A 25,465-nucleotide genomic window follows, 5' to 3' on the forward strand; every position below is an offset into this window, starting at 1 on the left:
TGGGCACAGCTGGCATCCTTCCAGGCCGCCCGGCAGGGCAAGCCAGATCAGATGTCACCTACTCGTGCACCAGCCCCGACGATGTCAGCACTGTAAGCGGCCTCGCGTCGCTTCCTATGGCCAATCGGGCTGGCGGCGGCATCGCTGCCAACGCTTGCTCACAAGCGAGAACCACGGGATTCGGAAGCACTGTTGTGATCGCCTCCCAAAGTGCGCGATCGCCAGTCCAAGCGGCTCGTTCCAGCGCACGAACCACTTGGTCGACATCAACTCCACTTCCTGCGTTCACTGTCGCAAGTGGCGTGAGCTGCGTCGAGAGCGAACCGAACTCTCCGATGAATAACTTGGCCTTGCCAACTGTGGTCTGCACGTAGAAAGCCGGCGCTACCGCCGGAAATTCACTGGTCACGAGGATCCTCAAAGTAGTTTCTACGGGTACGACGTCATGTGCATCGCTACGGGCGATGCACTGCAGTCATGAGAGAGAAAGCTGACGCTGGCTTCGCTACCGGCGAAGCTGCTCGACAACCTGCATATACCCTCAGAGTCCGCGACACATCCATTGATTTTCCAGAACGCCGAGATTCAAGAACCCCTCGTGACAGCCTGAGGAGCCCTAAGGCAGGCATCTTCCGCCAATAGCATCAGAAGCAGGAGAGTCGATCTAACAGCCGATCACTCACGGCGGCAGGGCAAAACAGACTATCGGTTCGAGTACATACCCTTACCTGTCCAGCTTGTGGAGCTAGGGAGAATCGAACTCCCGACCTATCCGATGCGAACCGCCGTGCCGCCGACTCTCGGCAATTCTGTTCAGCGACAACGCCGCTGGTCGCCGGAGTGTCAGCGAATAGTACAGTCCGCTCGATATGCCCGAGTTCGCGGGTTTCGGGTGGGTAAGGGTGGCTGTAGATGATTTGGAGGCGACTGTCACCACACGGCTGTAGAGTCCCGGATCATGATTCGTCGGGTGATCGCGGCAGTAGGTGTAGCTTTCGCGGTGAGCGTTCTCGTCGGCGGTTGTGGATCAGATGACGGCGGCGCTGACGCGCAGTCGACGACGACAGCCATAGCGTCGTCGGCGACGTCCTGCAATTCGACCGACGCGGACCTGAAAGACCCAGCGAAGAATCCGGACATGATCATGTGGATGCACGCCCCACGAGTTGAAGATTCCGCCGAGGTGATCGGCGGCTTCGATGTACTGTCGTGTGGCGATCAGTGGAGGTCAGCGCAACCGACCGGAGCTGGTTACTGCACGATCATCGCGCGGTCATCCGACAATCCCGGCTACGACGTCGACGTGAAGCCCGCGCCCCGCCCCTCGAATCCGGTCGACACGGTGGGCGACTGCTGAGTCACACGTAACACCCGACGCCGCTGGCGAAGAGCTGGGCCTGGTGTTCCCTGGTCGGGATAGCAGGCTGCGGCCGTCGTCCGGGCGGCCCTTCTGACAGGTTCGAGTGGGTCACGCCGAAGACGTTTCGCAGAACGGTGGCCACGCTGCTCGCCGATGAGATCGGGATGGAGGCGGCGGCCGATCAGCTCGGTCATACGTCTTCGGAGCTCACCCGACGCCACTACGTGCGGCGCAAGTACGTCACAGGCGACGTGCGCCATGTACTGGATCCGGGTGAGCACACAGAAAGACGGCCCCTTCGGCGATGCCGGAAAGGCCGCCTACTCTGCTGCTTCTGGTGGAGCTAGGGAGAATCGAACTCCCGACCTACTCGATGCGAACGAGTCGCGCTACCAACTGCGCCATAGCCCCGGGTGACCACTGCGTGATCAGCCGTAGGTCACTCTAGCAGCCGCCGCGCGCAAGCTCACACACGCCTCGTCGTCGTGGCGACAAGCCGGATGTCGACACCGCTCCGATACCCTCGGCGCGTGGCCACAATGTCCGATAAAGAGCTCGCAACCGCCATCGACCGCGCGGTCGCCATCATCAACCCGATCCTCGATGCACTCTCCTCCTCGGATCCGCTGGGAATCAAGGCAAGCACATTCGACGACGACCCGGGGGACCGTTCTCGCCTCGACAAGCTCCGACACGTCGTTGCACGTGGTTTCGATGTCGCCGATTGGCCGGGCACGCGAGGATGGTCGGAGCTGTCGATCAAGGAGCGCGGCAAGTGGTGGGTCGATCGCGTAGGCGCGCTCAACACGATTGCGGTCTCCTACCCCGGAGTCTTCGGCGCGTGGGCAAAAGCTCTGCCGCTCACCAGCGCTCTCGGCTACGCCAATCAGGCCATCGTGCTCGTCGCCATCGCTCGCGAGTACGGGGTCACCGATCGCAATGATCAAGTGCGACTGCTTGCTTCGGTACTGAGCGATCGAGAACTGAGTTCCGACGCCGCGTCGAACACCGACCCCTTCGACGACACGTCGTCGACAAAGAAGCGTCGCGGATGGTCGGTGATCGGTGGGCTCTGGGAGGTCGCGCAGATCCTGCGCAAGGTCAACGACGAACTCGATCGTCGACCCGGTCCGCCCAAGCTCCTCGGAATGCTCAGCTACATACCAGTTGTCGGCGCCCCGGTGACGTATGTCGGTGAGCGCGTTGCGCTTTGCCACGCCGTCACCGACGCAAGCAAGTGGATCAAGAACCACCCGGACGCGATCACCGTCAGCCGGCAGCAGCCCGACGGAACTCCTCGTCCTCACGCATGACACGACGCCGCTGGAACGGCGGGATGTGATCGAAAATCGGGTCCTCGTCGTCGATTTCGACGACGACGGCTCCGCCGGGCCTACGCATCTGAGGTGCGGGCTCGGCCACCGGGACGAACTGCGGCGCAGCCATCTCGCGACGTCGACGCTCCTCGTCCTGGCGACGCTGACGCGCCACACGAGCTGCCCGCTGAGCACGTAGTCGCTGCTCGTTGCGGACCGCGCTACGCAGGTACGCCAGGTAGGCAAAGAGCATCACGACGGTGATCCCGGTGGCGATCCAACCGATGAGTCCCAGGAAGGCTCCGAGCGCGATCGAAATGACCACCAACGTCAGCAGCGCGATGGCCACGCGCTGACGCTCGCGGTAGCGAATCTTCCTGTCCCGCTCGTCAAATGACGTACCCGAACGTCGAGCATCACGTGTGCGACCACGTTCGACGACGTGCGTCGGCTCGGCTTGTGCTGCGGCGGAACGCTTGTCGCGCGGCACGGGGTTCTCGTAGCCGTCCATCTCGTCGAGATAGTCGTCGTCCGCGTCCTCCGCGTCGTATTCATCTTCTTCGTCGTAATCGTCTGCGTCGTACTCATCTTCGACGTCGTCCTCGTACTCATCTTCGACGTCGTCCTCGTACTCATCGTCCGCGTCGTAGTCGTCGTCCGAGCTGTCGTCTGCTACGTCGTAGTCGTCCTCGAACTCGTCGTCCTCGAACTCGTCGTCGAGGTCGTCCTGGTATTCAAGATCGTCGTCGTACTCGGCTTCATCCTCGACGTCCGAATCATCCTCAAGCTGAGCATCTTCGGTCTCAACGCCCTCGGCCTCAGCATCCTCGACCTCAGCGTCGACGACATCCGAAGAGTCCGCAGCGTGGTCGACCTCTTCGGTCTCAACCTCGGCAGCATCGACGAGTTCGCCGGTGAGCGTGACACTCTCGTCGGTCGACTCGACATCCTCTGCGTCAAGATCCTCTGCGTCGACATCCGACTCCGCCTTGGGCGCCTGCACCTTCGCTTCGGTTGCACGCTTGGTGGTGGTCGCCTTCCGCGACTTCGGAGCATCGTCGGATTCGGTCGACACCTCTTCGTCGGACTCGGTCTTGTCGAGAAGCGCTGTCGCGGCGCTGCTTGCAGAGCGCGACGACCGTCGCGACGTCCACGACGGGTCGTGCGGATGTGCACCGGCCGAGCGTCGAGCAGTCGAGGTACGGGCCTTGGTGCCGCCGCGGTGAAGAAGGCGCGTCATGCGCGCGGCTTCGGTCGACTTCCGCATCTGCGGTCGACCCTTGATGACCATGGGAACGAGGACGAAGAGCCACACCACGACGAGGCAGACCCACAGCACGGAATTCGGCATTCGACCTCTCCCTTCAATCACTCTGGTTACACCGGACCACCCAATAATCTAGGTGCGACCATTGTGCGAACTGCGCAGACGCGCCGAGCTCCCGCCAGATTGAAGCGATTCATATGGCTTTCTCAGCCGCCCCGTCAGCCGGCTTATCGGCACTCCCGCGGCTATCCCGCGACGAATCGCGCGTCCACCGAGACCTCGAGATCGATGTCCTCGGGCCGCAACTCCAACGTCGGCGCGTCAGCGGGCGCGTCCGCGAATGTCACCCGAGCCATCCGTTCGGGTCCACTCGACAGCATGTCCGGGTCGGCGAGCCGGACTGCCCGCACCTCGCCCCGCCCCACCGCGTCGGAGTACGCCTGCGCCTTTGCCACCGCATCGTCGACCGCGCGACGTCGAAGTTCCCTCTCATGCTGGGCCCGCCCCTCGCGCGTGACATCCCAACGCACGCCACCGACGTCAACACCCTCGACCGTCGCCCAGGCGTCGATGAACGCATTGAGTTCGTCGAAGTCGACGAACTCAGTGGTCACGCGAATCTTCGTGACTACAGCAGTTCTCGCGGCTTACCGTTCGCATCGACCGGTCGATACGACCAGACGTGCACCGACTCGCTGTGCCACGTCGACACCGCGGCCCGTGCCTCGAGCGAGGTCAGCGACCCGACGATCCGTCCCTGCACCTCGACAGCGTCGCTGTAGACGGCCTCGCGGTTCGAGCCCGAGAAGTCGATGCTGAGCGAGAGCAGCGCACGCTCGGGCGGATAACTGTCGCGCGCGTGTCCGCGCACCACGATCTCGAGCAACCCCGATGACTCAGCCATACGGCAACCCTACGCAGAAGGACAGGTCGCCCAGACAGGCAACGAGAACTAGCCCTGCAAGAAGTTCGCGCGCCCCGAGCGCACCAGACGCTCGACGGCCCCTTCGGGAACCTCCTCGGCAGTCAGGGCGAACAGGTTGTGGTCGCGCCACCGCTTGTCGACGTCCATATAGCGTTCGAGAAGACCTTCGTGCCGGAATCCGAGCTTGGTCAACACCGCCTGCGACGCCCCGTTCGACGGCTGTACCGTCGCCTCCAGGCGATGCAGCCCCACCGGACCGAAGCAATGGTCGACGCCCAAAGCGACTGCGGCAGTGGCGATTCCCTGACCGAAGTGCGCCTGGTCGATCCAGTATCCGATCCACGCGGTCCGCACAGCTCCGCGTTGGATGTTGCCGACGGTGAGCTGTCCGACGTATGCGCCGTCGAGTTCGATGACGAATGGCAGGATGGTGCCGCGCCTGGCCTCGGATTTGAGGATCGCGTACAGCGGTGGCCACGACGCCGGCTGATGCCGATCGGCCCAACTGCCGACTCCGGTCGGCTCCCACGGCAGTAGCGAGTTCTGGTTGCGGATGCGAAGGTCGCTCCAGCTCTTGGCATCACGAACCCGCACCGGACGCACGGTCACCGCTCCACCACGAGAAAGCAATGGTCCCAACGTCGCCGGCCACCCGGGACTGGCCGGAACACCGCTCAACCATCTGAACACGCCAGTGAGTCTATTCGGTGAATGTTGTCGCGTGACCTGCTCGCGCATATGCGTGGATTCGGAGAAGCACCACGCACGCACTCATCCGCGCTGAGCGAGGAACGCGACCTCGACCTCGTCTCCCGTACCCAACTCCTCGACGTCCGGCTCGACGATGATCAGGCAGTTCGCGTCAGCGAGCTCGGCCAGCAGATGCGACGATCCCGTTGGCGACGCCCCGAGCACCTGCACCAGGTACTCCCCCGACTTCTCGTCGCGCATCAACTGGCCGCGCAGATATCCCTTGCGGCCCGCAACGGACGCGATCGGCCCGATCGTCCGTGCGGTGATCACGCGTCGCATCGGCTGTCGCTTGCCCAGCGCGATCCGGATCAGCGGCCGCACCATGACCTCGAACGTGACCAGCGCGCTCACCGGATTGGCGGGCAGCAGGAACGTCGGCACCTCATCGCGGCCGAGTCGGCCAAAGCCCTGCACCGAGCCCGGATGCATCGCGACTCGCGCGATCTCGAGGTCGCCGAGGTCGGCCAGGGCGTCGGCGATCGCCCGCGAGGCCGTTCCGCCCACCGCGCCGCAGATCACGACGATCTCGGATCGAATGAGTTGCGCCTCAACCACTTCGCGCAGTCGCGACGACTCGCGTTCGGCGAGTCCTACCCGGTTCACATCGGCACCGGCATCACGGGCGGCGGCCGCCAGGGAGTAGCTGTTCACGTCGTAGATCTGGCCGGGGCCGGGAGTGCGATCGATGTCGACGAGTTCGCTGCCCACCGAGATCACCGACAGTCGAGGTTTGGGATGAACCAGCACGCGCGACTGACCGACCGCCGCGAGCAATCCGACCTGCGCCGGGCCGATGATCGATCCGGCACGGACCGCGACATCGCCGGGCTGGACGTCGTCGCCGATTCGTCGAACGTAGTCGCCGCTGTCGACACCGTGCCCGACCTTGACCTTCTGATCGCCACCGTCGGTCCAGCGCAGGGGCACCACGGCATCGGCGAGCGTCGGCATCGGGGCGCCCGTCTCGACGCGTACCGCCTGCCGCGGCTGAAGTCTGGTCGGGGTACGCGCACCCGGCGCAACCTCGCCGACCACGGGAAGCGACACGATCATCGGCTCACCGGGCTCGAGGTCGACCAATTCGGCACCGCCTGCGTCGAATTCGTCGAACTCGTCGGGATCGCTGGGAGCCGACGCTCCGGCGAGCGCCACATCGACGGCCCGCACGGCGTACCCGTCGATGGCGGCCTGGTCAAAACCGGGCATCGGTCGCTCGGTGACGACCTCCTCGGCGCACATCAATCCCTGCGCCTCGGAGATGGCCACCCGTACCGGCCGCGGAGCCACCGCCGCAGCGGTCACCAGCGTCAGATGATCTTCGACGGACCGCATCTCACCTCATCGCCTCGCCGGACACACGTCAGGCAATGACGTTAGCGGCAGTGCCCCTATCTGTGACGCAGGCGCGCTGAGCCGACGTCGAGTCGGACGGCGTCGGTTCAGTCTGCTGCCAGTCGCGCGACGAGCCATTCGCGCAGGTCGGGTCCGTAGTCGTCGCGGTCGAGTGCGAAATCGACCGCAGCTTTCAGGTAGCCGCCGGGGTTGCCCAGGTCGTGACGGGTGCCCTTGTGGACGACGACGTGCACGGGTTCGCCCTCTTCGATCAGCAGCGCGATGGCGTCGGTGAGCTGCAGCTCGCCACCGGCGCCGGGCTTGATGCGACGCAGCGCGTCGAAGATCTTTCGGTCGAGGATGTAGCGTCCGGCGGCCGCGAGATTCGACGGCGCGTCCTTCGGCTCCGGCTTCTCGACCATGCCTTTGAGCTTCATCACATTGGGATTGTTGGCGTCGGGCAACTCCTCGACGTCGAACACGCCGTAGGCGCTGATCCGGTCTTCTGGCACCTCGATCGCGCACAGCACCGAACCGCCTCGACGCTGCCGCGTGCGGGCCATCACCTCGAGGACACCGCCCGGAAGCACGAGGTCGTCGGGAAGGAGGACCGCGATGGCGTCTTCGTCGTCGTCGAGGTACTGCTCGACACAACCGACCGCATGGCCGAGACCGAGAGGCTTCTCCTGGATGACCGAGGCGACCTCGAGCAACGACGGCGCCTTGCGCACCTTGGCGAGCATGGCCGCCTTACCCCGCGTGGCCAGCGTGTTCTCCAGAACGAGATCTTCGACGAAGTGCGCGACCACCCCGTCTTTGCCCGGCGACGTGATGATCAGCAGCCGCTCAGCGCCTGCCGACTTGGCCTCTTCGGCCACGAGCTCGATGCCCGGTGTGTCGACGACCGGCAGCAGCTCTTTGGGGACGGTCTTGGTCGCGGGCAGGAATCTCGTGCCGAGACCGGCTGCGGGCACAACCGCGGTTCTCGGGATAGGCGGGGTGTTCGGTACAGACGAGTACTCGCTGAATTCGTCGGTGCTCGCCTTGCTCACGCTGGACGTCATACCGACACCCTAATGTCGGAGTCTGACGACGTCCGCGCAAAGTCTTGTGGATCACCTGACCGGTGGACGCGCGCGTTGCGGTACACGTCACTTTGGGGCGCTACAGTTCGAATGCAGAGCGGGCGAGTGCAGGTGCAGGTGCGCAGAAAGGCGGAGGTCGCGGTGCCCACCCTCAAGAATCAGTTGCGCGAGGAGATCTCAGCCAAGCGACGCGACATGTCGCCGTTCGCACGCGAGCAAGCCGCAGGCGACCTCGCCGACTGGATCTACGCCGCACCATTCCGACTCGAATACGACGTCACCGTGGCCGCATACGTCCCGATAGGCACCGAGCCGGGATCACCGGCGATGCTGGACGCACTCATCGACCGTGGCGTGAGTGTCTTGGTCCCGATCGTCCCAGATGGCGACCCGGCACCGCTGGACTGGGTCCGCTACGACGGCGCGACAACACTTCAACCAGGACGCTGGGGGCTGCTCGAGCCGTCGGGCGAACGACTCGGCACAGACGCCGTACACGCGGCGTCGGTGGTGCTTGTGCCCGCTCTCGCGGTGGACAAGACAGGGGTTCGGCTGGGCCGCGGCGCGGGCTACTACGACCGAACACTGATCGGGAGCTCTGCTGAGCTCGTCGCCGTCGTCTACGACGACGAGGTCGTCGACGCTCTACCGTCGGGCAACTACGACGTCCCGGTCGGGTGGGCTCTCACGCCCGCGGGGGGATTTCGGAGACTCAGCTAGGTTCCGAACTCAGCCAGGAGTCAGGAGGACGCAGCGGCACTGCTCTTGGACTCGCTCTTCGACGACGTGCTCGAACCGCTGCTGCTCGACGAGGAACTATCCGACGACGAGCTGCTGCTCGAAGAACTCTCCGACGACGAACCGCCGTCGGATTTGCTGCTCGACGACGCCGCTTCGGAACTCGACGAACCCGAGCGGGAGTCGGTGCGGTAGAAGCCGCTGCCCTTGAACACGATGCCGACCGAGTTGAACAGCTTGCGCAGACGCCCTGAGCACTGCGGGCATTCGGTCAACGAGTCATCGGAGAACGACTGAACAATGTCGAACTTGTTGTCGCACTCCGTGCACGCATACGAGTAAGTGGGCACCGGTACCTCCGAAGACTTGAGTGATTCGCCACTGATTCTAACCAACTCTGGCACTCGTACATTCCGAGTGCCAAACCGGACGTCGCCCTGCGCCGCGGTGAGTGCGCTCAACCCCCGATGACGTCGAGATCGGAGTCGACGACGCCGTCGCGATTCATGTCCGGATCACGGGTCTTGTGCGCATTCCAACGCAGCAGAACAGCGGCCGCGCCCGCCGCGATCAGCGACCCCACGAGGATCGCCCCCTTGGCGGGTGCGGCATGTGCGCCCTCTTCGAAAGAGAGCTCCGCGATGAGTAGGGCGACCGTGAAGCCGATTCCGGTGAGCATCCCCACCGGAATGAGGTCGCGCAATCCGATGGCATCGGGAAGTCGTAGGGGTGTGAACCGGGTCATGAGCGCCGTGGCGCCGAGTACGCCGACCATCTTGCCGACACATAAACCCAGCACGATCCCGATCGAGACCGGCTGGATCAACGGCTCGTCTGCTCCGACCAGTGAGACTCCTGCGGCAGCGAAGGCGAATAGTGGCAACGCCACCGCCGCCGACCAGGGGCGCACCGCCTCGTCGAGTTGCTCGGTGCGCGGCAGTTGCTCACCGCGGATCGTCAGTGCAGGCACGACGAGGCCGAGCAGCACACCGGCGACCGTCGAGTGCACCCCGGAGGCGTGCATGCACGCCCAGGCGACCACAGCCAACGGCAGCAACAACCACCGATACGCGCGTGACAGACGCACGACGACCCCGAACGCCGCGATGGCCAACAGCGCGCAGCCGAGCATCACGAAGTTGATGGAGTCGGTGTAAAAGACTGCGATCACGGTGATTCCGAGGAGGTCGTCGACAACCGCGAGCGTGAGCAGAAACGTACGCAGCGCCAGCGGCAGACCACGTCCGAAGATCGCCAGGACGGCGAGCGCGAACGCGATGTCGGTGGCGGTAGGAATTGCCCAGCCGCGCAACGCTTCTGGATCAAGAGTCCCGACGACCGCCACGTAACACAGTGCGGGCGTGACCATTCCGGCCACGGCAGCGACGATCGGCACCCCCGCCAATCGCATATCGCGCAGGCTTCCGGCGACAAACTCCTGCTTCAGTTCGACGCCGACGACGAAGAAGAAGATCGCGAGCAGACCGTCGGCGGCCCACTCACCAAGCGACAGGTGCAGGTGCAGCGACTCCGGACCGATCTCGTAGGCCAGGAAGTCGTGGTATGCATCCCGCCACGGCGAGTTCGCCAGAATGACGGCAACGGCCGCGCTGACGAGCAGCAGCATGCCGCTGGTGGTGTCGAGGGATAGGTGGCGGCGCAAGCGCTCACGGGCGGGTGGGCGCCCATCAAATGAGCTCTCTGCGGGCATGAATAATCCTGTCGGACGATCCCGGCGCCAAGGCCGAGACGGGTCGAATACGAACCCGGATCAAGGTCCGGGTTGCCGACCAGACTTCCCGGCACACCGAGGACCATTCTCCCCGACGAGCGGCCGCGGCACCACTCGTGCTGGTCAGGCGGCGCGTCAACGTCGGTGTAGGTCGGTCCCGCGCGGCGTCGAGTTGTCCACAGTCGGCCGCAGATCGCGGTGTTGTCCACATACTGCCGCGGCGTCGGTTTCCGCGACCTCCGGGCGGCTAACTTGCGCGCATGCGAACAGCCCGTGGAGACAGTCTCAGCCCGCGCCTCGTCGACCGTCTGGGAGCTGCCGTGCGTCCGGGTTGGGCTAGGTCGTTGTTGATTCGACGATGCGCCGCAGCGCTACTCGTCGTGGCCGCACTGGGTTTCGCGACCCTCGGTGGGGCAGAACACGACGACGAAGCGGTCATGGTCGCCGCGCACGACCTGCTGCCGGGCACCGAACTGGCCGCGAGCGATCTCGTCGTGCGCAGGGTTGGCGCCGGAATGGTCCCGGCGGGCGCACTACGTATGTCGCGCGACGGCGCGGGTAAGACGGTGACGAGCATGGTCCGAACCGGCGAGATTCTCACCGACGCACGGCTTCTCTCACCCCGGCTGCCGCAACAGTTGACCGGGTCGACCGACGCCCGCCTCGTCCCCGTGCGTCTCTCCGACGAAGCCGTGTCGGCGCTGTTGCGAGCGGGCGATGTGGTCGACGTCGTCGGGCCTGAGGCGGATGTACTCGCCACACGTGCCGTAGTCGCGCTGGGCACCGAACGTCCGGTGTCGAGCGGGTTGTCGGCGCGGAATCAGGCGTCGGCACCGGTTGTACTCGCGATGGACCAGAAATCAGCGCTCCGCGTAGCCGCGGCCGGACTCGACATCGCCCTCGCCGTAATAGTGCATTGAACTGTGCTTTCGCGATTCCTTGCACAGCATCGAAGATTCATTGCACAGGACACAACATCGTTTGGTTCCGCAACGCACATGCCTATCTCTACTAACATCACGGAGAACGGGCTGTGCACCACTGAGCAGATTCCGTCAACACCTCACCACAGGCACGTACCACCGACTGAATGAGAGGACCGGAAAGTGCTCAAGGGTTTCAGGGATTTCATCATGAAGGGCAACGTGGTCGATCTGGCCACAGCGGTCATCATCGCCACGGCCTTCACCGCGATCGTCACGGCATTCACCGACGGCATCATCAAGCCGATCATCAACACCATCCCGTGGAGCCCGAACGAAGCCGACGGCCTCGGATTCGAGCTGGTCAGCGGCAAGTCGTCGACGTTCGTCAACATCGGTGGAGTGCTCACGGCGGTCATCAACTTCCTGATCATCGCCGCTGTCATCTACTTCTTGATCATCGTTCCGTACAACAAGCTCGCCGAGCTCGGCGGCTTCGGCAAGAAGGCCGAGGTCACCGAGGTTGCGCTGCTCACCGAGATCCGCGACCTCATGGATCCCGACAGCGTGTCGAAGGCCAAGGCTGAGGCGGAGAAGGATCTCCCCGACCATCTGAGCGACTCGGGCGGAGGTGACGATGGCTCATCCGGTTCGGGAGCTTCCGATTCACCCGACACGTATTCGCCGTCCTCCGACGCATATCCGTCCGGTCGACTCGACGCAGCACCGCCCACCCAGCGCCTCACGACGCCGCCACCGGCTTCTCAGGCCCCGTACGAGGCGCCGTCGACCTACGGCAACCCACCGTCGTATCAGGCGCCTTCCGGGCAGCCGCAGCAGAACCCGCCGACTTACCCGGCAGGCGGCCCGGGTGCACCGCAACCCGGCTACCCGACGCCGAACCCGGCTCCGGGCAACTATCCCCCGCCCGGCAACTACCCGCCGAGCAGCTACCCGTCTCCGGGATCGCAGTTCCCCGGCGACAACCCCGGCGACTCGGGACGCCACTCCCGCTGATCAGACACCAATCGAACGGCCACGCCCACCTCGGGCGTGGCCGTTTCGCTATGTCCAGCCGTTTGACAGCGACTTGACCATCGCATCCCAAGGTTCGATTCCTAGGTTGAAATCCGTTGGCGCTGATCTTGATTCATAGAGCGTCGACGAAACGTCACATCAACCCAATGGAGGAGCAACGATGCCTCAGCCTCACGGAAACCAGCGACCGGGCCAGAACAACCACGGCCGACCGCAGCCCCAGCCGCGCCCTCGTCCGCGTCCGTGGTTCCCGTTCCCCTTCTTCGGGAGCTGAACCTACAGTTCTGAACCCCAGCAGCCGACACAATCGGTAGCTGATCACTGGTGTCGTCCGACGCGCCAGTACGAAACAGGTTTCGCTGTGTCGATGGTCGATCCCCGAGGCGATCGGCTCAGCGCAACGCCGCAGGGCGGGAACCGGATCTCCGGTTCCCGCCCTGCGGTCGTGTTCAGTTGTGTGCGACGAGCGCGATCAGCCGAGAGTAAAGGGCTTACCCGTGTAGGTGACGATGCCCTTTACGGAGTCCGTCTTGACGGTCACCTGGACAATCGTCCGGGCCGACGCGTATCCCGCGCAGCCGTTCAGAACGAAGTGCTCTTGGCTGTAGGTGACTCCACCGGTAGAACCCGTGAACGTCAGATCGCCTGCGGTGTAGTTGTCGTCATCCTTATTCGTCACGTCCGACGACTGGATGCTGTTTCCGAGGCTGTCACCGCTGATGAGCCAGTACTTGGTCACGCCGCCGGGCCCGAGCGTGACCTGTCCGTTTCCACCCTGGGTACCACTCCATTTAGCGTCGGTATCGCCGATGGCCTTGGGGTTCGCTGCGCCCGGCTCGACGCTGGCGCCCGTACCCAGACCACCGGACACGCCGAAGTCAACCTGGCATCCCAGCTCATAGCCGACCTTGATGGAGCCGCCGTCGGCCTTGCCGCCGACCTTGACGCTGACCGTTCCCGATCCCCAGGCTTCGCGGCTCAGCGCGCTCTGGTTGATCGGACGCTGGACGCTGATGCTCTCCTTGGAAAGCGTGATGCTGACCGGAGTTCCGTCAACAAGCGTCTTGGTGACCTTGCCGCCGGGCAGCGGACCAGCGTCAGCCTGTCCTGCACTGACACCGCTCAGACCCATCGCGGCGGCACCCGCGACGGCGGCGACAGCCGCCAGGCGGCGAGTGTAGCTCTTCTTCATGATTCCCCTTCGTGGAATGTCAATCTGCCTACGAGCAGATAAATCTCAGAGTGAGTTGTTGAATTACCTGCTGCGGCTTAACTGACGTTGAAAGGCTGGCCGTACAGAGTGGACTTCACCAGAGGTCCGTCGACGTTCAGCGTGCCGCCCTTGGCATCGAATCCCTTGGCCGCGTAAACGGAGACGTACGAGCGTGCCGACGCGTAGCCGCCGCACTTGTCGAGAATGACCTGGAGGTCCGAAACCTGCAGCGATGCGACACCCTTGTCCGAGATGCTCATGCTGGAGAGTCCGTAGTTCGCAATCTGACCCGGCTTGATCGGCAGGGTAACGCTGCCGCTGCCGGTCAGTCCGCCACCAACGATGTCGAAGGTGCCGCCAAGATCCAGGCTGATACCGGAGATGTCGACCTGGCAACCGATGATGTAGCCGACATTGACCTGGCCACCGACACCAGCAGCGGTCTTCGTGGTGTAGGTGCCGGAAATCGCCAATCCCCGCGACAGCGGGTTGTTGGCCACAGTTCCGACTCGCGTGAAGTACTCGCCCTTGCGCCAGGTCTCAACAGTCGTACCGTCGCCCGCGACGGCCTTCTTGTAACCATCGGCCAGCTTTGCGGCCTCCGCGTGTCCCGCCCCCATGCTGGTTGCGCCAATCACCGCGGCAGCGGCGACGGCGACCGCAGCAGCTCCGCGGCGCCCAAGCTTGCTGAACTTGCTCATTCGTTCCCTCTCACAGGATTCGGCTGTTATCCGAGGGAGACGAACTCGTTCCCTCGGGTTGACCTTGGCGGCTCGCGGGAATCATCGTCCGCTCCGGTTAACACGCTGTTTCGTCGTGCTCACCGAGGCGTTAAACTCCCTGCCCCCTCGTTCCACTGCTGCTGGCCGACGTTGATCGGACTGCAGGACCACGGCCCCGGCCTCCCGCAGGGACCGAGTGTTGTCGCAGCGAACGTTATCCGAGCGATATCAAAACGGGCAACAGCAACGCTCAGGACGATCTCAACATTCTCTTACAAGATTTCACAGGCTGACTTCACGTCAGTGTCAGCAAGAGTGTTAACAAAAGGAAAACACCCTGCGTCCGACGTGCCAGAAGCGGCATTTCACTCATAGTGCGGCGGCCGCTGGGCGCGGTACCACTCCTGAGAATCACCTATGGGACCTTCGTCACTCTCGTCTGACGTGGTCTCAGGGAGATCGTCGCCGAAGACATCGTCAATCCTGCGACGATGCCTCGATTTCCGTCGTGAACCGGCCTGCGTCTCGCGATTCGAGCCTTCTTGCGACATATCGACTATTCCGTCTCAGAACCTAAACCGCATGCTGCAGAAATTTCCGTGAACACAAAGTGAACCGAAGTCATGCACACGTGCGCATTTCCTGATATTTGCGCACCATTCGATTCGCTCGACTCAGAACTCGCTGATCGACTCGATTACGTGCTTGGCGAGTGGCGCCACAGTAGCCATTCCGTCGCGAACGGCTGCGCGCGACTCGGCGATGTTGACCACGAGCGTCTGCCCCGAGATGCCCGCGAGCCCCCGCGACAGCCCGCCGTCGGTGGCTCCCGCAGCGAGACCGGAGCTTCGGACTGCTTCTTCGATGCCGCGAAGTCGGCGGTCGAGCAGCGGCTCGGTGGCCTCGGGAGCCACATCGCGAGCACCGACTCCGACGCCACCGACCGAAACCACCAGGTCGACGCCCCCGATGACCGCGGTGTTGAGCGCATTGCGGATCTCGATCTCGTCGCCGGACACTGCGAGCGTCGCGTCGACGTGAAAGCCTGCCTCGTTAAGCAGCTCACCGACCAGCGGGCCGAGTGAGTCGGCGACCTCGCCGTGCGCGATCTGGTCGTCGACGACAACCACCAGCGCTCTACCGATCTCGTCGCCCGCGGTCCCGGCCGCCTCGCTGGTGTGGCGGGCAACAAACTCGCGGGCCGCAGCGTCTGCGGCAACCACGTCGGCGGGATCGACCTCGGAAGCCTCCAACGCGATCGGATCGATCACGCTCGACGCATCGTCGTCGGTGAGGGTTGAGCCTTGCGGACTGCGGCTTGATTCGATCATGCTCGCCTCTTTCTCGTTCTCGCCTGTTCTCGCCCCTTGCTCATGGTCTCAGATCGGGGGCCTCGATGATCAGTCGGTGGCATATCACTTTGTGGCATATGAGTCGGTGACACATCACTTGGTGGCCGGCAGATGCTCGAGTGATCGAGCGACGGCACCGGTCAATTGGTGGTGAGCGTTCCCAGCGTCACCGACGCTGTGCGGGTCTGCCCATCCGCCACGTAGGTGACCGTCACCTTCTCGCCGGGTGCGTGCGAGCGCACCGCGGCGACCAACGCATCGCCCGACGCGATGTTCCGGTCGTCGAGTTTGGTGACGATCGCGTTCTTGGCGATACCCGCCTGCGCGGCAGGCCCACCGGCCGTGACGTCGGAGATCACAGCACCGGGTGTGCTCGCGGGACTGTTCGGCCGCACCGACACCCCGAGGCTGGCATGTGTCGCCTTGCCGCCGTTGTTACGGAGTTCGTTGGCGACGCGGACGGCCTGGTCGATCGGGATCGCGAAGCCGAGGCCGATACTGCCGCTCTGCTGCTGTTCGGATGCACCGAGCGATGCGATCGCGGTGTTGATGCCGATCAAGGCGCCCCTGGCGTTGACCAGAGCGCCACCCGAGTTACCCGGATTGATCGCGGCGTCGGTCTGGATGGCGTCGATGACCGACGTCGTTCCACCGTCGCGCGACGTGGATACGGGACGGTTCAACGCGCTGATGATGCCTGTGGTGACGGTGCCCTGAAGTCCGAGGGGCGCACCGATCGCGATGACCGACTGCCCGACGGCCAGGTTCTTCGACGTTCCGACGTTGATCGGCGGGAGGTTGTTCTTCTCGACCTTGATCACCGCGATGTCGGAGATCGAGTCGGCGCCGATCAGCTTCGCCGATGCGCGCGTGCCGTCTTGGAAGTTGACCTGGATCGCCGACGGTCTCCCGCTTCCGGATGAGCCGGCGACAACGTGGTTATTGGTCATGATGTATCCGTCGTCGGAGAGGATGACGCCCGATCCCTCGCCCGCCTCGGTCTCGCTGACCACGTCGATCGACACCACGGACGGGAGCGTCTTGGCGGCGACCTCCTGCACCGACCCCGCGGGCGCGGCAGCCACGTTCTGACTGTTGGTGTTCGGATCGCCGCCGAGCGGCGCCGAACTGCTCGACGTCGAATCGTCGTCGGAGACCTTTGCTCCGACGACGCCGCCGATTCCGCCTGCGACCAAACCGATCACCAGTGCGCCACCGACGAGGGCTGCGATGAGTCCTCCGCGCGACTTCTTCGACGACGTTGAGCGACCCGGATCCGACGAGTCGAATCCCGTCGGAGACTCGGGCTGGAAACCGCTGAACGAGTGGTCGGTCGGCGTCGTCGAACCTGATGCACCCCACGCTTGGTTGGGCTGCTGACCGGCTGGCGGTCCGTAGTACTGCTGCGTCGGTGGTGCGCCGTAACCCTGCTGGCCGCCCGGACTCTGCTGCGAATCGCCGTGACCCGAGCCGTACGCGGGAAATCCACCGGTCTGCGGGTCGTTTTCGTACGGATTCCCCCCGTGCGGGCCTCCACCTGTCATCGTCGTGCTTCTTTCCTCGCCTTGTTCAGACCGCGCCCTGGCAGACGGCGGACCAATCGACCGATCTTCGACGCCGGACCGCCCTTCTGGTCCGGCGCTCACTTGTGGCTCAACACTATGGGACCGTCTGCTCGCGTAGGTAAGCGATAGGCCGGATGCGTCGTCTCCCGAAACTATTGACGAATCACCTTCGGTGAAGGTTCCACGGGCGTCGGTCGTCCGGGCAGCGTCATCGTGATCATCGCGCCACCGAGGCTCGACTGGTCGGCCCGGACGGTCCCGCCCATCCGGTCGACGACCTGCCGCACGATCGCGAGGCCGAGCCCCGAACCGGGCATCGACCGCGACTGCGTCGACCGATAGAAGCGTTCGAACACCAACTCCCGATCCTCCGGTGGGATACCAGGGCCCGCGTCGGAGACGGAGAATTCGGCCGTGCCGGTGTCGAGCTGTCGCAGCGTCACGAGCACCGAACGCCCACGCGGACTCCACTTGGCTGCATTGTCGAGAACGTTGACCACCGCACGCGAGAGCCCGTGCTGCTCACCGAATACGAACCACGGCTCGAGATGCACCTCGAATTCGACGTCGACGCGGCGTCGACGTACTCGCTCGAGCGCTGTCTCGACGAGTTCATCGAGGTCGACCTCCTCGAAGACCACCTCGGGGGTGTCCTCGCGCGCGAGGTCGACGAGATCGCCCACCAGAGTGGACAATTCCTCGATCTGCGCCACGATGTCGGAGCGGAGTTCGATCATGTCGGCCGCGGGCACCGCGGGCGCGCCGGGTTCGCTTGCGGCCATGAGCAATTCGAGATTCGTGCGCAATGACGTGAGCGGAGTACGCAATTCGTGGCCCGCGTCGGCAACGAGTCGCGCCTGCTGGTCACGCGACTGTGCCAGCGCGTGCAGCATGGTGTTGAAACTCTCGGTGAGACGGGCCAGTTCGTCGTTTCCCGCGACCGGAATCGGGGTGAGATCCTGCGTGCGGGCGACCCGTTCGGTAGCGCGAGTGAGGCGGGCCACCGGTCGAAGACCCGCGCGCGCGACGGTCGTGCCGGCAACCGCCGCGAGCGCGACACCACCGCAACCGACGACGAAGAGCACCCATGCCAGTCGTTTGAGGACGCGGTCGGTGTGCAGCAGACTCTGCGCGAGGATGAGGGTGTTGCCGTCGTCGAGCTTGCGCGCGAGTACCCGCTGATTGTTGACCGTTCGCAGACTCTGCAGGTTGTTTCCCGGATTCGACGGCGAGCGCGCGACTTTGCGTTCCACGTCCTCGAACGGCACCGAACCGACGAGGTAGGTCTGGCCGCTCGGTTTCACCAGCGCGAGAGAGATGTTGGTGGAGAACACCGTTCCCGCCACCAGCGACTCGGGCCTGTCGTTGAGTGTCCCCATCTTCGCGAGCGCGGTCATGCCGTCGGCGCGGGACTCGAGTTGGTTGTCGACCTCGTTGTACATCGCGCGATACACCACGAAATACGCGGCAGCGGCCATCAAACTCACCGAGACCAGAACGACCGTCGCCGACAACAGCGTGACGCGTAGACGCAGCGAGACCAACCGGGTCAAGGGCATCGGGTCGCGCATCTCGCCTGACTTGCCCTTCGGACGCACCCGCAACCACAGCCGTGCGAGGCGGAGTCGAAGCACAGACGGCACTACGGCGGCGTCTCACGTAGCACGTAGCCGACGCCGCGCACGGTGTGGATCAGCCGCGACTCGCCGTCGGCTTCGGTCTTGCGACGCAGGTATCCGACGTAGACCTCGAGCGCGTTGCCCGAGGTCGGGAAGTCGTATCCCCACACTTCCTCGAGGATGCGGCTGCGGGAGAGCACTCGGCGCGGATTGGCCATCAGCATCTCCAGGAGCGCGAACTCCGTGCGGGTGAGACTGATCTGGCGTTCGCCGCGTGACACGTCGCGCGTCACCGGGTCGAGCGAGAGGTCGGCGAAGGTGAGCGCCTCGGAGTCGGCGTCTTCCTCGGGTGCCGCGCGGCGCAGGAGTGCGCGCAGCCGCGCGAGCAATTCCTCGAGGGCAAATGGCTTGGGCAGGTAGTCGTCGGCGCCCGCATCGAGGCCGGACACCCGCTCGGAGACGGTGTCGCGGGCGGTAAGCACCAAGATCGGCAGGTCGTCGCCGGTCGACCGGAGTCGACGACACACTTCGAGACCATCGAGCCGGGGCATCATCACATCGAGAATCGCCACATCGGGCCGTTCGGCCACGATCTTCTCCAGCGCTTCGATGCCATCACCCGCCGTGTCGACGGTGTATCCGTTGAACGTCAGCGAGCGGCGCAGCGACTCGCGGACCGCCCGGTCGTCGTCGACAACAAGAATGCGCATGTAGATAGTCTTATCCACTTCGACTGAGAACCCGCTGAGCAACTCGCGGATTACCCCTAACTTCGTGACGCCTGGCGGGCCGTAGACGTACGACGTCGGGCACGCGGATGGGTTGTTACCTGTGCGCAACAGCTCGTTCACGGAGTCGCACCCGAGGCGTCGGACACTTGCGCGATGACAACAGACATCGCTCTCTCGGAAGGTCCGGTCGAGTCGTCGAAAACACCGTGGTACCGATCGATGTTCACCTGGTTGCTGGTGGCGATCGTCGCGGGCATCGTCGTCGGCGCGGTCTGGCCGGACTTCGGCTCTGCTCTCAAACCGCTGGCAGACGGTTTCATCAAGCTGATCAAGATGCTGATCGCACCGATCATCTTCTGCACGGTCGTGCTCGGCATCGCCCACGTCGGCGATATGAAGGCCGTCGGACGGATCGGGATCAAGGCACTTATCTACTTCGAGGTCGTCACCACGTTCGCCCTGATCTTCGGGCTCGTGATCGGCAACATCGTCAAACCCGGCGCCGGTTTCAACGTGAATCCCGAAACCCTTGCGACCGGAGCCGAAGCCGTCGCGAAGAAGACCAGCGACGGCGAACTCCCCCACACCATCGAATTCTTGATGAACATCATCCCGACGTCGGCGATCTCGGCCTTCGCCGAGAACGAGCTACTGCAGGTGCTCTTCTTCGCGGTCCTCTTCGGACTCGCACTCGCCAAGGTCGGCGCGAAGGCACCCATTGTGCTCGGGTTTGTCGACCAGTCCAGCCACGTCTTCTTCACCATGATCGGCTGGATCATGAAGCTGGCTCCGCTCGGAGCGTTCGGCGCGATGGCGTACATCATCGGCCAATACGGCATCTCGTCGCTGGGCAGCTACGGCAAACTCATCGCATGCTGCTACCTCGCGGCAGTGCTGTTCATCCTGGTTCTCGGGGTGATCGTCCGGGTCTTCGCAGGCGTCAACCTGTGGAAGTTCATCGTCTACATCAAGGACGAGCTGTTCGTCGCACTCGGCACCGCGTCGACGGAAGTGGTGCTGCCACGCATCATGACCAAGCTGACGTACGCGGGATGTTCGCGATCTGTCACGGGACTCGTTGTCCCGACCGGCTATTCGTTCAACCTCGACGGCGCGACCCTGGGCAGGTTCAACCGGTCGTTGCAACACCGGGTTGTTCAAGGGAGCGTAGTTGCTCGTCGAAGACCTCGGCGGGGGTGCGCCATCCGAGGACTTTGCGGGGCCTGTTGTTCAGGGTGTATGCGACGGCCTCAAGGTCCTTAGCCGACCAGCGGGACAGGTCAGTGCCCTTGGGGAAGTACTGCCGCAGTAGCCCGTTGGTGTTCTCGTTGGTCGGCCGTTGCCAGGGCGAGTGCGGGTCGGCGAAGTACACCTTGGTGCCGGTGGCCAGCGCGAACGTTGCGTGGCCGGACAGTTCTTTGCCGCGGTCCCAGGTGATGGTCTTGCGCAGCTGCTCGGGCATCGTGGTCATCGACGCGGTCAGTGCGGCGTTCATCGCCTCGGCCCCGTAGCCGCCCAGGGATGGCCCGTTCTTCACGTACGGCTTGTGGCCCCAGCCTTCCTGTCGCGGCAGGTGCACCAACACGGTGCTCCTGCTGCTGCGTTCGACGAGGGTGCCGATCGCCGACCTGCCGGTGCCGATGATCAGGTCACCTTCCCAGTGACCGGGTACGGCACGGTCATCGGCCTGGGCCGGGCGCTCGGCCAGGACGACATCAGCGGTGACGTGCCCGTGCGCCTTGTTCCGGGACCGCTCCCGCGGACGACGCAGAGCCCGGCCGGTGCGCAGGCAGGCGACCAGCTCACGCTGGAGCGCGCCGCGGCCCTGGATGAACAGCGACTGGTAGATCGCCTCGTGGCTGATGCGCATGGACTCATCATCGGGGAAATCGACCTTCAGCCGCTGGCTGATCTGCTGCGGGCTCCACGCCGTCGACCACCGACGATCGGCCCGGTGCGGCTTGTTCAGGCCCTTCCACGCAGGCGGTGTCGGACCATCGACGATCATGCCGTCAGGCCCTCGAACGCTGCCCGCGAGCCGCTCTTGGACGTACTGCCGCAACCGCTCGTCCTGGACCAGCTTCGCACTCTTGGGGCGCTTGGCTGCCTGCTGAGCCTTCCACTGCGCCACCCCCGCGCGGTACTCCTGCTTCCCGCTACGAGTGGCGGCGTTGCGGCGAAGTTCGCGTGAGATCGTCCCCGGGTCACGCCCGATCGCGCGCGCGATCTCGCGCACGCCCTTGCCTCGGGCGCGCAGGATCGCGATCTCCTCGCGTTCCTCGAAAGACAGATAACGGCCCGTGGGCTCGACCAAACAGATCGGTGGCATGCCGCCAGCGTGACGAAACCAGCGAGAACCGACCGGCACGGACACGCCCACCCTCACCGCAGCCTCGGCGGAGGTGATACCCGTGGCGATCAACAACCAGAACTGACGCTGCACCACACGCGAAGGCTCGGGCCGACCAGGCGAACGCATCGGCGGGCGCAATGCCCGATCCGCACGCCACTGCCGACGCACACCTTCGGGCGCATCGCCGGTCTTCCTGCTCCAGTCCACCGTTGCCATCGTGGAACACCTCCATGATCGAGGTGTTGCGACGACCAGTTGATTCCGCCCTGTATCTCTCGATCTGTGTGCTGTTCCTCTCACAGGCGATGGGCGTGCACCTCAGCCTCGGCGAGCAGTTGACCGCAGTGCTGGTGCTGATGCTGACGTCGAAAGGCATGGCGGGAGTACCGGGTTCGTCGTTTCTGGCATTGTCGGCAACGATCTCGGCCATCGGTCACGGATCGATTCCCGTTGCGGCCGTTGCCCTTCTGCTCGGCGCCGACCGCATCATGGACTCGATGCGGGTGTCGGTGAACCTGATCGGCAACTGCGTCGCCACCTTCGTCGTGGCCGCGTGGGAGGGCGAACTCGACAAGGAGAGAATGACACTCGTGCTCGACGGCCAGCCGGTTCCCCCGCTCGAGGAATCCAACCCGCTCACCGGCGAGAAGCAACTACTCCCCGAGGAGGAGGGACTCGGCCTGCACACCGTCGAATCCGAGGCCAAGCAGGACTAGGCGGGGCAGGTCGAATGCCCTGGGCTGCTACCGCTTACGCCAGCCGGCAGCGCCGACCATGTCGCCGACGCGGGTGAACTTCACCCGCGGACGGCCCTGTTCGGAGCCGCGTCGACGTTCGATCCGGTCGATCGCGCGCATACCGCGATAGCCGATGACGTGTCGAGTTCGCTTGCGCAGCAAAGAGGTGAACTCGCCGGGCTGACGCGTGGTGCGAATCAGTTTGCCGTCGACCGCGTCGCGGATGAAGTCCTCGACAGTCAGCTGGGCGCATTTCTTGTTTGCCCCGATGCCGCCACTCGGACCGCGCTTGGCCCAGCCGAGCACGTAGGAACCGGAAATGATCTCGCCCGAGTCGTCGAGCATCCGTCCATCGACGTTGGGGAACAGTCCGCGAGCGTCGTCGAAGGGAAGTCCCGCGATGGGAACCGAGCGGTATCCGATGCTGCGCACCGCGAGGTCGGCGTCGATCCGATGCGTCTGCCCACCGGTAGTGACGGTGACGCCTTCCACGCGCTCGTCGCCGAGGATCTCGTCGGGAGTGCTGTGGAACAGGAACACGATTCGTCGGTGGTCGGGGTCCGCAGGCCCGGTGAGGTCGGGAACTCCGGCACCGTCGGCGTCGTCGACGACGAGCACCTCGACACCCGGAATCGTCGACAGCGCACGGTATTCGGCAGACGTGTAAGCCGCGTGGGCCTGATCTCGACGACCGAGCAGGACAACCTCGTGGACGTTCTGCTCTTCCAGGATCCCCAGAGCACGGTCGGCAATGTCGGTGGTGGCCAATAGTTCCGGTGGCGACACCAGGATTCGCGCGACGTCGAGGGCCACATTTCCGGTTCCGACGATCACGGCGCGTCCGCTCGCCGGATCGGCGTCGGTCGAGCGACGGATCGGCGGAGCCGCGTCGGCACCGGGCACCGCGTTGTACCAGGCGACAAGTTCGGTCGCCGACGTCGAGCCAGGCAGGTCCTCACCCGAAATGCCAAGGCGTCGTGACTCACTCGCGCCGACCGCGTAGAACACGGCGTCGAAGTGCTCGGCGAGTTCGGCGGGCGTGATCTGACCCTCCGACTCGCCGACCTCGACATTGGTCGCCATCGTGACGCGCGGGTCGCGGTAGAGCAGATCGAATCCGCGAAGGACGCCCTTGGTGCCGGGATGGTCGGGGGCGACGCCCGCACGAACCAGTCCGCCGGGTGTCGGCAGCTTGTCGATAACGGTGACCGACGCCTCGGTGCGGTCGAGCAGCGTACGCAGCGCGTAGCCGCCCGACGGTCCGGTGCCCACCAGCGCAACCCGAAGTCCCGCAGGCAATTTCGGAATCTCCGGGTAGACAACGTCAGACCAGCCCGACTTCACGTCCGGGTTGTTCTTGTAGTAGTCGGCGTTGATCTCGATGAAGACCTTGTCCCTGGTGCCGAGGTTCTCGGCCGGGAAGATCGCGTCGACGGGGCACGCGTCCGCACACGCACCACAGTCGATGCAAGCCTGCGGATCAATGTGCAGGATGTCGGACGTACCGAAACCGCGCTCCTCCGGCGTCGGATGGATGCAGTTGACCGGACACACGGACACACATGCTGCGTCGCTGCAGCAGGACTGAGTGATGACGAACATCAGAGCATGTGCACTTTCCGGTAGTAGTACGCGGCGGGCTTGGTCAGCAAGCCGACCTCGTCGAGGAACTCCATCAGGTGTGCACAGCTACCGCGGATCATCGAGTGGAAGTGCGAGTTGGTATTCATCTCTGCGACAGCGCGATCGGCGTCGAGCCCGGCGTCGACGAAGGCTTGACGCTGCACGAGACTCGACACGATGAAGTAGCCACCGAGCGCGACGTAGAGCGCGCTGAACTGACGGCGGAACCAGCCGACACCCTTCATCGAATCGCGAACCTCTTCACGCGCGAACTTCATGTGGCGCGACTCTTCGAGAACGTGAATCTCGTTGACGGTGCGGATGAACGGAAGCACCCGCTCGTCTCGCATGCAGCCGCGCTGGAAGACGTCGAGCACCTCTTCGGCGACCAGGATGCCTGCGAACGCGACCTCGTTCTTGGCGGTCCGCTTGAACAGCTTGCCCGCGCGGCCAACCCACTTGGTCGGCTTGTACGACGTGCCGACCATCTTCTCCGACGCCTTGGCGAACATGATCGAGTGACGGCACTCGTCGGCGATCTCGGTGAGCGCGAACTGGAACTCATTGCTGTGATAGGCACCGAGGTATTGGTCGCGGATGACCATCTCCTGCAGGATCATCTCGAACCAGATGCCGATGTTCATGATCGACGCGAACTCGTGACGGGTCACCGAGATCCGCTGTTCCTCGGTCATCTCGTCCCAGTAGTCCGTGCCGTAGAGCGACGACCACTCCGGGCTGCACCCGTACTTGGTCGGGTCCATCGGAAGGCTCCAGTCGATCTCCGTCATGGCGTTGCGCGAGAGCCGCGCCGCCGAAGCAAGGAGACGCTCGGACACGGCGTCGGCACCCTCGTCACGAAGACTCACGACGTTGCCGACGACGTCGTCGGCGGGTTCGGTGCGGTCCATTGCAGCAGTCATGGTGCTCGACTTCCCATCTCCGCCTGCGGCGGAACTCGGCGACCTGAATTTCAGTGGCACAGCGGTGAGGTGTTGACCCTCAGTTTTGTATCAACGACTAATGTCATATCAACGCTTGTTGTCAAGATAGCACCCAGGTGTGACGTAGTAAACAACTC

The 25,465-nt window shown here is 64.3% G+C and carries 22 protein-coding genes, 1 tRNA gene and 2 pseudogenes; 7 read left to right on the top strand and 18 right to left on the bottom strand.

Annotated elements, in window-relative coordinates; genetic code table 11:
* The first annotated feature begins 958 nt into the window (after positions 1–958).
* A complete protein-coding gene (locus tag A5788_RS10110; protein ID WP_156525491.1) occupies positions 959–1,357 on the top strand; it encodes a hypothetical protein in 399 nt (132 codons plus the stop codon).
* Between the two features lie 338 nt (positions 1,358–1,695).
* Here A5788_RS10110 and A5788_RS10115 read toward each other — a convergent pair.
* Positions 1,696–1,771: transfer RNA gene (locus A5788_RS10115), tRNA-Ala, on the bottom strand.
* Positions 1,772–1,890: 119 nt separating this feature from the next.
* Between A5788_RS10115 and A5788_RS10120 the strand changes: the two genes are divergently transcribed.
* A complete protein-coding gene (locus tag A5788_RS10120) occupies positions 1,891–2,673 on the top strand; it encodes a hypothetical protein (protein WP_064870002.1) in 783 nt (260 codons plus the stop codon).
* Here A5788_RS10120 and sepX read toward each other — a convergent pair.
* From sepX to A5788_RS10145, 6 genes are all read right to left on the bottom strand, one after another.
* On the bottom strand, positions 2,630–4,027 hold the full coding sequence (sepX, locus tag A5788_RS10125; RefSeq protein WP_064870003.1) for a divisome protein SepX/GlpR: 1,398 nt from the start codon (positions 4,025–4,027) through the stop codon (positions 2,630–2,632). The genes A5788_RS10120 and sepX overlap by 44 nt on opposite strands.
* 161 nt (positions 4,028–4,188) lie before the next feature.
* Positions 4,189–4,557, bottom strand: a complete 369-nt coding sequence (locus A5788_RS24490; RefSeq protein ID WP_331710817.1) for an SIMPL domain-containing protein — start codon at positions 4,555–4,557, stop codon at positions 4,189–4,191.
* A 14-nt stretch (positions 4,558–4,571) separates the two neighbouring features.
* Positions 4,572–4,847, bottom strand: a complete 276-nt coding sequence (locus tag A5788_RS24495) for a hypothetical protein (protein WP_331710818.1) — start codon at positions 4,845–4,847, stop codon at positions 4,572–4,574.
* Between the two features lie 48 nt (positions 4,848–4,895).
* The gene (locus A5788_RS10135; protein WP_039856816.1) at positions 4,896–5,558 is read right to left on the bottom strand and encodes a GNAT family N-acetyltransferase; all 663 of its coding nucleotides are present in this window, start codon (positions 5,556–5,558) and stop codon (positions 4,896–4,898) included.
* Between the two features lie 81 nt (positions 5,559–5,639).
* Positions 5,640–6,953, bottom strand: a complete 1,314-nt coding sequence (glp, locus tag A5788_RS10140; protein WP_064870004.1) for a molybdotransferase-like divisome protein Glp — start codon at positions 6,951–6,953, stop codon at positions 5,640–5,642.
* Between the two features lie 107 nt (positions 6,954–7,060).
* On the bottom strand, positions 7,061–8,017 hold the full coding sequence (locus A5788_RS10145) for a UTP--glucose-1-phosphate uridylyltransferase (RefSeq protein WP_064870005.1): 957 nt from the start codon (positions 8,015–8,017) through the stop codon (positions 7,061–7,063).
* A gap of 162 nt (positions 8,018–8,179) precedes the next feature.
* Here A5788_RS10145 and A5788_RS10150 point away from each other — a divergent pair, with 162 nt between their 5' ends.
* Complete coding sequence (locus tag A5788_RS10150; protein WP_064870049.1) at positions 8,180–8,758, top strand: 5-formyltetrahydrofolate cyclo-ligase; 579 nt, start codon at positions 8,180–8,182, stop codon at positions 8,756–8,758.
* Positions 8,759–8,778: 20 nt separating this feature from the next.
* On the opposite strand, the gene A5788_RS23525 is transcribed toward A5788_RS10150, so the two are convergent.
* Positions 8,779–9,126, bottom strand: a complete 348-nt coding sequence (locus A5788_RS23525) for an FmdB family zinc ribbon protein (RefSeq protein WP_082937984.1) — start codon at positions 9,124–9,126, stop codon at positions 8,779–8,781.
* A 107-nt stretch (positions 9,127–9,233) separates the two neighbouring features.
* Positions 9,234–10,487, bottom strand: a complete 1,254-nt coding sequence (gene nhaA / locus A5788_RS10155) for a Na+/H+ antiporter NhaA (protein WP_064870006.1) — start codon at positions 10,485–10,487, stop codon at positions 9,234–9,236.
* 281 nt (positions 10,488–10,768) lie between these two features.
* On the opposite strand from nhaA, the gene A5788_RS10160 reads away from it, so the two are divergent.
* Both A5788_RS10160 and mscL read left to right on the top strand, forming a co-directional pair.
* Entirely contained in the window at positions 10,769–11,428 is a 660-nt protein-coding gene (locus A5788_RS10160) for an SAF domain-containing protein (RefSeq protein WP_197494530.1), read from the top strand.
* A 186-nt stretch (positions 11,429–11,614) separates the two neighbouring features.
* Positions 11,615–12,448, top strand: coding sequence for a large conductance mechanosensitive channel protein MscL (gene mscL, locus A5788_RS10165; RefSeq protein WP_064870008.1), 834 nt, complete (start codon positions 11,615–11,617; stop codon positions 12,446–12,448).
* Positions 12,449–12,941: 493 nt separating this feature from the next.
* Here mscL and A5788_RS10170 read toward each other — a convergent pair whose 3' ends face one another.
* The 6 genes from A5788_RS10170 to A5788_RS10195 form a co-directional block, all read right to left on the bottom strand.
* The gene (locus A5788_RS10170; RefSeq protein WP_064870009.1) at positions 12,942–13,661 is read right to left on the bottom strand and encodes an MspA family porin; all 720 of its coding nucleotides are present in this window, start codon (positions 13,659–13,661) and stop codon (positions 12,942–12,944) included.
* A gap of 77 nt (positions 13,662–13,738) precedes the next feature.
* A complete protein-coding gene (locus A5788_RS10175) occupies positions 13,739–14,383 on the bottom strand; it encodes an MspA family porin (RefSeq protein ID WP_064870010.1) in 645 nt (214 codons plus the stop codon).
* Positions 14,384–15,078: 695 nt separating this feature from the next.
* The gene (locus A5788_RS10180; RefSeq protein WP_064870011.1) at positions 15,079–15,735 is read right to left on the bottom strand and encodes a MogA/MoaB family molybdenum cofactor biosynthesis protein; all 657 of its coding nucleotides are present in this window, start codon (positions 15,733–15,735) and stop codon (positions 15,079–15,081) included.
* A gap of 161 nt (positions 15,736–15,896) precedes the next feature.
* A complete protein-coding gene (locus A5788_RS10185; RefSeq protein ID WP_064870012.1) occupies positions 15,897–17,300 on the bottom strand; it encodes a S1C family serine protease in 1,404 nt (467 codons plus the stop codon).
* 173 nt (positions 17,301–17,473) lie between these two features.
* Positions 17,474–18,964: a sensor histidine kinase gene (locus A5788_RS10190; RefSeq protein WP_064870013.1), complete on the bottom strand. Its 1,491-nt coding sequence runs from the start codon at positions 18,962–18,964 to the stop codon at positions 17,474–17,476.
* Entirely contained in the window at positions 18,964–19,650 is a 687-nt protein-coding gene (locus A5788_RS10195) for a response regulator transcription factor (protein ID WP_005207267.1), read from the bottom strand. Before A5788_RS10195 ends, A5788_RS10190 begins: the two co-directional genes overlap by 1 nt.
* Positions 19,651–19,824: 174 nt before the next feature.
* On the opposite strand from A5788_RS10195, the pseudogene A5788_RS10200 reads away from it, so the two are divergent.
* Positions 19,825–20,793: pseudogene (locus A5788_RS10200) on the top strand (cation:dicarboxylate symporter family transporter); the annotation flags it as partial.
* Positions 20,794–20,800: 7 nt separating this feature from the next.
* Here the strand turns inward: A5788_RS10200 and A5788_RS10205 are convergent.
* Positions 20,801–22,240 carry an IS30 family transposase gene (locus A5788_RS10205; protein ID WP_082937986.1) on the bottom strand — a complete coding sequence of 480 codons (1,440 nt, stop codon included), beginning with the start codon at positions 22,238–22,240 and terminating at the stop codon, positions 20,801–20,803.
* Positions 22,241–22,284: 44 nt separating this feature from the next.
* Here A5788_RS10205 and A5788_RS10210 point away from each other — a divergent pair.
* Positions 22,285–22,740 (top strand): annotated as a pseudogene (locus tag A5788_RS10210) (cation:dicarboxylate symporter family transporter); the annotation flags it as partial.
* Positions 22,741–22,767: 27 nt separating this feature from the next.
* Here the strand turns inward: A5788_RS10210 and A5788_RS10215 are convergent.
* Together A5788_RS10215 and A5788_RS10220 are read right to left on the bottom strand one after the other, a co-directional pair.
* The gene (locus A5788_RS10215; protein ID WP_064870015.1) at positions 22,768–24,363 is read right to left on the bottom strand and encodes a 4Fe-4S binding protein; all 1,596 of its coding nucleotides are present in this window, start codon (positions 24,361–24,363) and stop codon (positions 22,768–22,770) included.
* On the bottom strand, positions 24,363–25,307 hold the full coding sequence (locus tag A5788_RS10220) for an AurF N-oxygenase family protein (protein ID WP_064870016.1): 945 nt from the start codon (positions 25,305–25,307) through the stop codon (positions 24,363–24,365). Before A5788_RS10220 ends, A5788_RS10215 begins: the two co-directional genes overlap by 1 nt.
* Positions 25,308–25,465 lie beyond the last annotated feature (158 nt).

The organism is Gordonia sp. 852002-50816_SCH5313054-c (assembly GCF_001665925.1).
In the GTDB taxonomy this organism is placed as follows: Bacteria; Actinomycetota; Actinomycetes; order Mycobacteriales; family Mycobacteriaceae; genus Gordonia; species Gordonia jacobaea.